General features: G+C 66.3%; 13 protein-coding genes. 11 read left to right on the top strand and 2 right to left on the bottom strand.

Features of this window, described 5'->3' with window-relative positions:
• The 8 genes from WBV89_RS00370 to WBV89_RS00335 form a co-directional block, all read left to right on the top strand.
• Positions 1-1,337, top strand: a 1,337-nt coding sequence (locus WBV89_RS00370) for a D-alanyl-D-alanine carboxypeptidase/D-alanyl-D-alanine-endopeptidase (RefSeq protein WP_423979364.1), incomplete at its 5' end; no start/stop codon positions are given.
• 33 nt (positions 1,338-1,370) lie between these two features.
• A complete protein-coding gene (locus WBV89_RS00365; protein ID WP_423979363.1) occupies positions 1,371-2,009 on the top strand; it encodes an LON peptidase substrate-binding domain-containing protein in 639 nt (212 codons plus the stop codon).
• Positions 2,010-2,029: 20 nt separating this feature from the next.
• Positions 2,030-2,383: a hypothetical protein gene (locus WBV89_RS00360; protein ID WP_423979362.1), complete on the top strand. Its 354-nt coding sequence runs from the start codon at positions 2,030-2,032 to the stop codon at positions 2,381-2,383.
• A 12-nt stretch (positions 2,384-2,395) separates the two neighbouring features.
• On the top strand, positions 2,396-2,623 hold the full coding sequence (locus WBV89_RS00355; protein ID WP_423979361.1) for a hypothetical protein: 228 nt from the start codon (positions 2,396-2,398) through the stop codon (positions 2,621-2,623).
• Positions 2,623-3,045, top strand: a complete 423-nt coding sequence (locus WBV89_RS00350) for a hypothetical protein (RefSeq protein WP_423979360.1) — start codon at positions 2,623-2,625, stop codon at positions 3,043-3,045. The genes WBV89_RS00355 and WBV89_RS00350 overlap by 1 nt, the downstream gene beginning before the upstream one ends.
• A 33-nt stretch (positions 3,046-3,078) precedes the next feature.
• Positions 3,079-3,276, top strand: a complete 198-nt coding sequence (locus tag WBV89_RS00345) for a MoaD/ThiS family protein (RefSeq protein WP_423979359.1) — start codon at positions 3,079-3,081, stop codon at positions 3,274-3,276.
• Between the two features lie 3 nt (positions 3,277-3,279).
• Positions 3,280-4,245, top strand: coding sequence for an ATP-binding protein (locus WBV89_RS00340; protein WP_423979358.1), 966 nt, complete (start codon positions 3,280-3,282; stop codon positions 4,243-4,245).
• Entirely contained in the window at positions 4,242-5,150 is a 909-nt protein-coding gene (locus tag WBV89_RS00335) for a tRNA (adenine-N1)-methyltransferase (protein ID WP_423979357.1), read from the top strand. The genes WBV89_RS00340 and WBV89_RS00335 overlap by 4 nt, the downstream gene beginning before the upstream one ends.
• On the opposite strand, the gene WBV89_RS00330 is transcribed toward WBV89_RS00335, so the two are convergent.
• Both WBV89_RS00330 and WBV89_RS00325 read right to left on the bottom strand, forming a co-directional pair.
• Entirely contained in the window at positions 5,151-5,801 is a 651-nt protein-coding gene (locus tag WBV89_RS00330) for a TetR/AcrR family transcriptional regulator (RefSeq protein WP_423979356.1), read from the bottom strand. It abuts the gene before it with no gap.
• Positions 5,802-5,919: 118 nt separating this feature from the next.
• Positions 5,920-6,165 carry a ferredoxin gene (locus WBV89_RS00325; RefSeq protein ID WP_423979355.1) on the bottom strand — a complete coding sequence of 82 codons (246 nt, stop codon included), beginning with the start codon at positions 6,163-6,165 and terminating at the stop codon, positions 5,920-5,922.
• A gap of 131 nt (positions 6,166-6,296) precedes the next feature.
• Between WBV89_RS00325 and arc the strand changes: the two genes are divergently transcribed.
• From arc to WBV89_RS00310, 3 genes are all read left to right on the top strand, one after another.
• Entirely contained in the window at positions 6,297-7,994 is a 1,698-nt protein-coding gene (gene arc, locus WBV89_RS00320) for a proteasome ATPase (protein WP_423979354.1), read from the top strand.
• Positions 7,995-8,046: 52 nt separating this feature from the next.
• Positions 8,047-8,736: a hypothetical protein gene (locus WBV89_RS00315; protein ID WP_423979353.1), complete on the top strand. Its 690-nt coding sequence runs from the start codon at positions 8,047-8,049 to the stop codon at positions 8,734-8,736.
• Between the two features lie 63 nt (positions 8,737-8,799).
• The gene (locus WBV89_RS00310; RefSeq protein ID WP_423979352.1) at positions 8,800-10,011 is read left to right on the top strand and encodes a saccharopine dehydrogenase family protein; all 1,212 of its coding nucleotides are present in this window, start codon (positions 8,800-8,802) and stop codon (positions 10,009-10,011) included.
• The last annotated feature ends 53 nt before the right edge of the window (positions 10,012-10,064 follow it).

Below are 10,064 nucleotides of genomic sequence, written 5' to 3'. Positions count from 1 at the left end.
GGGGTGGAACCGGTGGGGCGGGGACCGCTCCGGTGCTCACGACCGGGTTGTTCGACTTCCGTCGGACCCCGGTGTCGCTCGCGAGCGCTGCCAGCGCCTCTCGGCTGGGTTCGGCGGTCGAACCCGTCCTCACGTTCATCGGGCCGGACTCGTGCGCCGCCGTCGCCGTCGACGGCACCGAGGTCGTTGCGTCGAATCCGGACCTCCCCGTGATTCCGGCCAGCACTCAGAAGTTGCTGGTGGCGGCGGCGGCACTCGACGTGCTCGGCCCGGACCACACCTTCACCACCTCGGTTGCGGTTCCGCCGTTCAGCGAGGGGATCGTCGAAGGCGACGTGTACCTCATCGGTGGCGGCGATCCGCTGCTCACGAGTGGCGACTACCCGGTCGGGGAGGAGGACGTGCTCCCGGTCACGACTCCGACGCCGTTCGAGGTGCTCGCGGACGAACTCGTCCAGGCGGGCGTGACCCGGATCCGCGGATCCGTCGTCGGTGACGGCTCCCGGTACGACGACGAGTTCGTGGTCGACGGCTGGGGCGAAGGGATCGCATTCAACGACGCCGGCCCGTACGACGCACTGTTGGTGAACGATGCACGGGTCGGTGGGCAGTCCGGCCGGGAGGCCGACCCGAACGAAGGTGCTGCTCGTGAGTTCGTCCGGTTGCTCGAGGACCGTGGCATCGGGGTGGACAACGGGTGGGTGAGCGGACCGGCCGTCCCGGACACGCCCGTCGTGGCGACCGTCGAATCGGTGCCGCTGTCCGACGTGGTCGCCGAGATGCTGCTCACGAGCGACAACAACACCGCCGAGATGCTGGTCAAGGAGATGGGTGTCGCGACAGCCGAGACAGGGACCCGCGCGGCGGGGCTCGAGGCGATGTCCGCCAGCCTCGAAGCACAGGGGGTCCCGACCGACGGTCTGGTGCTGCGCGACGGCTCGGGTCTCAGCACGGACAACCGCGTCACGTGCGCAGCGATCCTGAAGGTGCTCCAACTCGGGCAGGGCGGACCCATCGACGCCGGACTCCCGATCGCCTCCGTCAGCGGAACACTCGCCGACGAGTTCCTCGACGGTCCGATGGTCGGGCGTCTGCGCGCCAAGACGGGGACACTCGGCAACCCGCCGGTCGAGAGCGACCCGCCGGCGGTGAAGGCGATCGCCGGCTACGTCGATCCGGTCGGTGGTGCCGGTCCCGGCACGATCCAATTCGTCGTGATCGCCAACTCTCCCAACGTGAACGAGAACGAGGTGTACCGGCCGCTGTGGACCGCGTTGGGGGAACGATTCGCGACCTACCCGACCGGACCCGGCCCGGATTCGCTCGGCCCGCGCTGAGCAACGCCCGCTCCGGCGTCGTACGGTCGGGGCATGGCCGTCATGGCGATGTTCCCGCTCGGATCCGTCCTGCTCCCCGGCGGTGTGCTCCCGTTGCACGTGTTCGAGCCGCGCTATCGCCAGATGGTGATCGATTGTCTCCAGAGCGACGGGACGCCGGAATTCGGACAGACGCTGATCACCCACGGCCACGAGGCCGGTGGGGGTGACGAACGCTCGATGGTCGGAACCGTCGCGCAGATGGTCCAGGTCCAGGCGCTCGACGCGGAGCGCTACGCCCTCGTCGCGGTCGGCGTGCGCCGGATCAAGGTGAACGCCTGGCTCCCGGACGATCCGTACCCGGTCGCCGACGTCGATGATTTTCCCGATCTGGACCCGGACGGACCCGGGTCGGACTCGGAATCGTTGGAGGTGAGGGTCTCCGCGAGCCATGACCGCGTCCGTTCGGTGCTCGCACTCGCGAGTGAACTCGGTGATGTGCAGGTCGACCTCGACGACACCAAGGTCGCCGACGACCCGTTGGTGGCCACCTACCACCTCGCATCGCTCGCACCGATCGGACCCGCAGACCGCTACCGACTCCTCGCAGCCGAGGGCCCGCTGCGGCGACTCGACGTGCTCGACGACGTGCTGGACGATGTCGAGGCGATGCTGAAGTTCCGCCTGTCGTGAACATCTGATAGAAACAACCCGTGCCAGACACCAACGATCAATCCCCCACGCTGGGGACCAAGAAACCGGACGACGCGTCGCTCGGCGAGGTGATCGAGTTCATCAAGGCGTACGCCACGCAGGAAACGGTCGGCCCACTCAAGGGAGTCGGTCGCTGGCTGGCCTACGGTGCCGCTGCGGCGTTCGTGATGGGCCTCGGGCTCGTCCTGATCCTGCTGGGCATCCTGCGGGCCGTCCAGTACGAGGTCGATCGTCTGTCGTCGGGATCGCTGTCGTGGCTCGCGTACACCGTCACCCTCGTGGTGACGCTGCTGCTGCTCGTGGTCACGATGCTCCGCGTGAAGAAGTCGACCCTCAACAAAGAACCCAAGTAACGGAGGATCGAAATGGCCACCACCGAATCAGCGACCACCCCCTCGAAGATCACTCCGGAGGATCTGCGCGACAAGCTGCAGGCGTTCCAGGGCGACGTCCAGGGCATCGTCGATGACAAGAAGATGTCGATCGCGACCGTCGCCGGCGGCGTCGGCATCGTGCTGCTGCTCGTGATGTTCATGCTCGGCAAGCGCTCGGGCAAGAAGAAGAGCGCGATCGTCGAGATCCGCCGGGTCTGATGTCCCTCGTCCCCTACGCCCTGCGCCCCAGGGCGGTCATCCGCAAGGCTGCCGTCAAGCGCGGAGTCGAAGGTGGAAGTGTGGTCTGGCGAGCGCTGGCGATGTATTTCGTCGGTGGTCCGGTGCTGCTGCGGACGCAGGCGATCCGGCGTGGAATCTTCGGTGGCAACCGCTCGTGGCAGCTCATCGGCTTGATCCTGCTCGTCTCGCAGGACGCCCGCGGCATCTTCGGCAAGCAGTCCGAGCCGCTCGGAAAGTGGAAGGTGGGCCCCGGCCAGTTCGTCCGGGTCACCAACACCAAGCCGCTGTCGAAGAAGGACCGGAAACGTCTCGGCATCACGCGGGCCACCGTCATCGCCGAGGCGGTGGCGTCTGCCCAGGCCAAGCACCCCGACCGAAAGATCGTCGTCAAGACCAAGTAGCCCGGCACCGTCGGGCCGTAGCCTGGTCGATCGATGCTGGTGAAGATGCGCAACCCGAAGCGTGAGATCGAGGTGGACGGCGATCGCACGGTCAACCACCTGCTCGATGCGCTCGACCTCGTACGCGAGTCGCACCTCGTGATCTGCAACGGTACGCTCGTCCCCGGCGACGCCCGCCTGGGTGAGAACGACGTGATCGAGATCCGCCCCGTGATCTCCGGGGGGAGTTGACCGATGGTCGCCGCTGGATCGAAGTGCCGCTCGTGTCGAGCACCCGCCGTCATCGACCTGCCGCGTCACAACGCGAACTTCTGCGCCGAACACCTGCTGCAACTGTGTCGTCGCCAGATGGCCAAGGCGATCGACGACTACGACATGTTCGGGCCCGACGATCGGATCCTGGTCGCCGTGAGCGGTGGGAAGGACTCACTCGCGGTGTGGGACATGCTGATCGAGGCCGGCTACCGAGCGGACGGCTTCTATGTGGGCCTCGGGATCGGGGACTACTCCGACGAATCCACCGAGTACGTGACAGCGTTCGCGGCCGAACGAGGGCTGCATCTGACCACCGTCGATCTCCGCGAGGACTACGGCTACGACATCCCGACCGCGTCACGGGCGACCAAGCGCGTGCCGTGTTCGGCCTGCGGGATGTCGAAACGACACCTCTTCGACAAGGCCGCGGTCGACGGCGGCTACGACGTGGTCGTGACCGGGCACAATCTCGACGATGAGGCGGCGGTCCTGCTGGGGAACGTGCTGCACTGGGACATCGAGTACCTCGCTCGTCAACTTCCCGTGTTGCCGGCGGCGAACGGGTTTCCCCGGAAGGCGAAGCCACTCGTCCGACTGACCGAGCGCGAGACCGCTGCCTGGTGTCTTCTGCGTGGAATCGACTACCTCGTCGAGGAGTGCCCGATCGCGGCCGGAAACCGTCATCTGCACCACAAGAGCGTGCTCAATTCGATCGAACAGGAGTCGCCGAGCACCAAGTCGGCGTTCTACCTCAACTTCATCGACAACATGGCGCCGCTGTTGGCAGAACAGACCGCGGCCGCCAGCGGCGATCTGCGTCGCTGTGCGCGGTGCAACGCCCCGACGACCGGAGAGGTCTGCGGGTTCTGTCGACTCGTCGACACTGCGAGCACACACGAGCCGGTACCGGTTGAACTGGTACTCGGGAAACGAGGACGACGATGACCGACACCACCGAGCCCGACACGACCGAGCCCGACACGCCGGCCAGCGAGATGCCGGCCACCGAGACACCGGCCAGCGAGACACCGGCCGCCGACACCGCGAGGACCGTGGCGGTGACGGCCAATCCGTTCGCGGTGGACGACAAGGCGGTGCTGCTCGATTCCAAGAAGCGGCGGTACCTGATCGACCTGGCCGATGACGGCGAGTTCCACAGCCACGCCGGGTTCGTGCGCCACAGCGACATCATCGGTCAACCCGAAGGCTGTCGGGTCCGCTCGACCAAGAACGGCGAGTACGTCGTCCTGCGCCCGACTCTCGAGGATTTCGTCATCGAGATGCCGCGCGGCGCGCAGGTCATCTATCCCAAGGATCTCGCCCCGATCTGCATGCTCGCCGACATCGGCCCCGGCATGCGCGTGTTCGAGAGCGGGATCGGGTCGGGAGCGTTGTCGACCACGATGCTGCGCTACGGCGCCGAGATCGTCGGGTACGAGATTCGCGAGGATTTCGCGAACCGGGCGAAGACGAACGTGCGCGGCTTCCTCGGTGCCGAGGCGCTGGAGCGATACGACGTTCATATCGCGAGCAGCTACGACGGCATCGATCCTGAGCACGGACCGTTCGATCGCGTCGTCCTCGATCTCCCCGAGCCCTGGCAGGTCGTTCCGCACGCCGAGTACGTGTTGCGCGCCGGCGGAATTCTCCTCGCCTACACGCCGTCGATCACCCAGGCGGCCCGGGTGCGCGAGAGCCTGAAGGGCAAGTGGATCGACGCGCGCACGATCGAGGTCCTGCACCGCGGTTGGCACATCGACGGCCAGGCCGTCCGCCCCGACCACCGAATGGTGGCCCACACCGGCTTCTTGAGCGTCGCCCGCTTCCTCGGGAAGAACGAGACCGCCTGATCAGGCGCGCTCGAGGTCGAGCGCAGTGGACAGGCCGTTCAGCATCGTGTCCATCGCAGGCCATCGCTCGTCCGGATGGCAGCCGACGATGTCGACCATGCCGTGAATCCAGGTGTGGACCTGGATCGCGACGAAGTACGGATCCCGATCGTCGCTCCGGTGATCGAGGATCGCCGTCACCAGCTGGACGAGGATCTGGAACGCCGAGAATCCGGCGTCGAGGTCGCCGACGGACGGCTCGATCGAGTTGGGAACCTCCAGGTCGCTCATGTCCAGCTGGATCCGGTTCGAGAACAGCACCCGGTACTGGCCCTGGTGCTCCATCGCGAAACGTACGTAGGCCGTGCCCGCCGCGTCGAAGGCGACGTACGGGTCACTCGAACTGTCACGAGCCTCGACCATCACGTCGTAGAAGTTCCGCCAGCACTGCGCCACCGATTCACGCAGCAGTGCGAGGTGGTCGTCGAAGTGTCGGTAGACGGCGGTCGGGGAGACGCCTGCCCGTCGGGCCACCGCGCGCAGCGAGATCCCGTCGATCGTCCCGTGCTCGGCCATCAGTTCGGCTGCCGCGTCGAGGAGGTCGACCCGCAGCCGGTCGCCTTCACCGCGTGCGTTGCGTTGACGGGATCCCGTCGATCGAGCCGTGCTCATCGATCGCGAAGGGTAGTTGGCGAACGGCTCGACGGCGGCTGATCGGTTCGCAGAAAACGGCGAAGGCCCCGGGGGAACACCCCGGGGCCTTCGTGCGATTCAGTGAGCGTGTGTGCGCTCAGGGTTCGATGTAGATGCACTCACCCGGGCACTCTTCGGCGGACTCGACGACGGCGTCGAGCTGCTTGTCCGGGAACTCGGCGAGGCCGTCGGCGCCCTGCGGGTTGCCCTTCGCCTCGGCGAAGATCTTGTCGCCCTCGACGACGTACGCGAGTCCGTCGTCGAGCAGCGTGAAGACGTCGGGGGCGATCTCTTCGCAGAGGCCGTCGCCGGTGCACAGATCCTGATCGATCCAGACCTTCATGTCAGTGGCTCCTTGTGGTGAATTCACTCGAATTCGGATTGGGATGCGGCTGGTTGTTTCCTACCTTCCACGAGTTTACACGGCGAAGCACGTGCAAACATGATCACGCGCTGTCGGTGTACGTTGAGGCGATGGCGACCGATGCAGAGCGCTCGCAGCAGGCCGAGGCGCTGAACGAAGAGATCGAACACCTCCGAGCCCGACTGGCCGACGCCCCGCGTCGTGTCCGGTCGTTGGAGGAGCGGCTGCTCGAGACCAAGGGCCAACTCGCGAAGGCCGTCGCGCAGAACGAGAAGCTGTCCTTCACGCTGCGCGAATCGCGTGAACACATCGCGACGCTGCGCGACGAGGTCGACAAGCTCAGCCAGCCGCCGTCCGCGTACGGCGTCGTCGTGGGCAAGAACGACGACGGGACCGTCGACGTGCTCACGTCCGGGCGCAAGATGCGGGTCACCCTGCATCCCGACATCGACCACGAGATGCTCGATCGTGGCGCCGAGGTCGTGTTGAACGAGAGCCTCAACGTGGTGCTCGCACGGACCCCTGACGTCACCGGCGAGGTCGTCACCGTGCGCCAGATCATGGATGACGGCATCCGGGCGCTCGTCGTCGGTCGGGCGGACGAGGAGCGGGTCTGCGAACTCGCCGACTCGCTCCGCGGGACGATCCTGCGCAGTGGAGACAACCTCCGCCTCGACGTGCGTTCGAACCTGCTGCTCGAGAAATTGGCCCGGCCCGAGGTCGAGGAGCTGCTGCTCGAGGAGGTGCCCGACATCGCCTACACCGACATCGGCGGGCTCGACGACCAGATCGAGATGATCGCCGACGCGGTCGAGTTGCCGTTCCTGTATCAGGACCTCTTCGCGGAGCATCGCCTGCCGGCTCCCAAGGGGATCCTGCTGTACGGGCCTCCCGGCTGCGGCAAGACGCTCATCGCGAAGGCCGTGGCGAACAGCCTCGCGAACAAGGTCGCCGAGAAGGTCGGCGAGGGCAAGGGTCGCAGCTACTTCATCAACATCAAGGGTCCCGAACTGCTCAACAAGTACGTCGGTGAGACCGAGCGGCAGATCCGACTGGTCTTCCAGCGTGCGCGCGAGAAGAGCGACGAGGGATGGCCCGTGATCGTCTTCTTCGACGAGATGGACTCGATGTTCCGCACGCGCGGGTCGGGGATCAGCTCCGACATGGAGTCGACGATCGTTCCTCAGTTGCTCGCCGAGATCGACGGCGTCGAGGGGTTGACCAATGTCATCGTGATCGGTGCGACCAACCGTGAGGACCTGATCGATCCGGCGATCCTGCGTCCCGGACGACTCGATGTGAAGATCAAGATCGAGCGCCCGAACGCGGACTCGGCCACGTCGATCTTCGCCAACTACCTCACCGATGAGATTCCCATCGCCGAGGGCTACGACGTAGCCGAGATGATCGAACAGACCGTTGCCGAGATGTACCGCGACGACGAGGCGAACGAGTTCCTCGAGGTGACCTACCAGAACGGCGACAAGGAGATCCTCTACTACAAGGATTTCGCGTCGGGCGCGATGATCGAGAACATCGTGCGGCGGGCGAAGAAGCTCGCGATCAAGCGCGTCATCGGCGGTGGGGAGCGCGGTGTCATGACACAGGACCTGATCGATTCCATCAAGCAGGAGTACAAGGAGCACGAGGATCTGCCGAACACCACGAATCCCGACGATTGGGCGAAGATCTCGGGCAAGAAGGGCGAGCGCATCGTCTTCATCCGGACCCTCGTGTCCGAACGGGCCGACGACGAGGTCGCCGGTGGCAAGGCGATCGAACGGGTCGCGACGGGCCAGTATCTGTAGTCGGTTCGCCCGGGTCGACGTCGTCGACCCACGATCCGTCGAACCACCTCCCATGACGACACCGACACCGCGCCCCGCAGGAATCCACCCCATCCGCGCTCCGCGCCAGGCGATTCGCACGCCCCGGGCCGCGGCCGTCGCCGGGATCGCCTTCTCGGTGCTGCTCACGACGGCGCTCGTGCTGATCCGAGTCGTCGTTCCGGACGATCCGACCGACGCCGGCGAATGGCTGGTCGACGACACCAAGCGTGGCGCCATCGTCCTCGCCCTGAACCTGCTTCCGTTCGCCGGGATCGCGTTTCTCTGGTTCATCGGCGTCGTGCGCGACCGGATCGGCGACGGTGAGGACCGTTTCTTCGCGACGGTGTTCCTGGGGAGCGGGTTGCTCTTCATCGCCATGTTGTTCGCCACCGGGGCCATCGCGAGTGGACTCATCCTCGCGGCCGGCGAGAGCGATGTCGGCGACGTGTGGCCCTTCGGTCGTCGGGTGTCGGCGATGCTCCTGAACGTGTACGCAATGCGGATGGCAGCGGTGTTCGCCATCTCGACCACGACGATCGCCACCCGGCTGGGCCTCGCTCCGCGCTGGCTCACCGTCCTGGGCTACGCCACCGCTGCCGTTCTGATGCTCTCGGTCGGCATCACACCGTGGGTCGAACTGGTCTTCCCCGTGTGGGTCTTCGTGTTCAGTATTCACATCCTCGTCGTGTCGTTCCGGACGGGGTATCCCGCCCCCGAATGAACTGATCGCTCGCAGGCGGATCGGCCCTGGTTCGGAGGTACGAGCACCGGGTACGGTCTGGTCATGCCCCGGAGCGCACGTACACACGACATCGTCCTGTTCGGCGCGACGAGTTTCGTCGGCCAGATCCTGACCCGGCACCTGGTCGATCGCTACGGCAGCGACGGTGGCGTGACCTGGGCGATGGCGGGTCGCAACGCGAACAAGCTCGCCGAGGTGGCCACCGATGCCGGGGCCGACGTCGATCGGATCGTCGTCGACGCGGACGATGCGGCCGGTCTCGCCGAGATGTGTGCCCACACGAACCTGGTGATCTCGACGGTCGGGCCCTACGCGCTGTACGGCTCGAAGCTCGTCGCCGCTGTCACCGAAGCGGGCATCGACTACGTCGACCTCACCGGCGAGCCGCACTGGATGCAGCGGATGATCGACCGCTACCACGAACGCGCGATCGAGACCGGTGCGCGGATCGTTCACTCGTGCGGCTTCGACTCCGTTCCGTCGGACATGGGCGTCTGGTTCCTCCAGCGCGAGGCGGAGGAGCGATTCGGTGAGCCGTGTACATCGATCAGCATGGCGGTGAAGGCCGCCAAGGGCGGAGCGAGCGGTGGCACGGTCGCGTCGATGATGAACATGATGGACGAGGTGTCGGCCGACCCGAGCCTGCGTGACGTCTTGGCGAATCCCTACGCACTGGCGGAGGCCGGCGATCGCGAGGGACGGGACCAGCCCGAGGTGATCCTGCCCGTCCATGACGACGGCCACGAATCGTGGCTCGCGCCGTTCGTGATGGCGGCGACCAACACCCGGGTCGTGTTCCGGACACATTCGTTGCTCGGGCATCCGTGGGGCGACGACTTCACCTACGGCGAAGCGATCGCCACCGGCGACGGTCTCACCGGTCGGGCGAAGGCGCTCGCCGTCAGCACCGGGATGGGCACGATGATGGGTGCGGTCGCGTTCAGCCCGATGCGCAAGATGATGGGCGCGATCCTGCCCGATCCGGGTGAGGGGCCGTCGCCCGAGAAGCAGGAGGCCGGCTTCTACGATCTCCGCTTCCACGGGTCCACGGCGAGTGGCGACGAGATCATGGTGAAGGTGACCGGCGATCGGGATCCCGGGTACGGATCGACTGCGAAGATCCTCGCCGAGGCCGCCACGACGCTCGCAGAGAGCGACGCGACGGGCGGATTCTGGACCCCGGCGACCGCACTCGGAGATCCGTTCGTCGACGCCCTCGTCGAGCATGCCGGTCTGACCTTCGACGTCATCTGACCGGGACCCGCGGCTCCGATCTGTCGGCTTCCGTCGTTCTCGTCGCGATTCTC

Origin of the sequence: Ilumatobacter sp. (assembly GCF_049588435.1) — a bacterium.
GTDB lineage: Bacteria > Actinomycetota > Acidimicrobiia > Acidimicrobiales > Ilumatobacteraceae > Ilumatobacter_A.
Note: the sequence above shows the minus strand (reverse complement) of the source record. Positions and strands in the feature narration are given on the sequence as shown.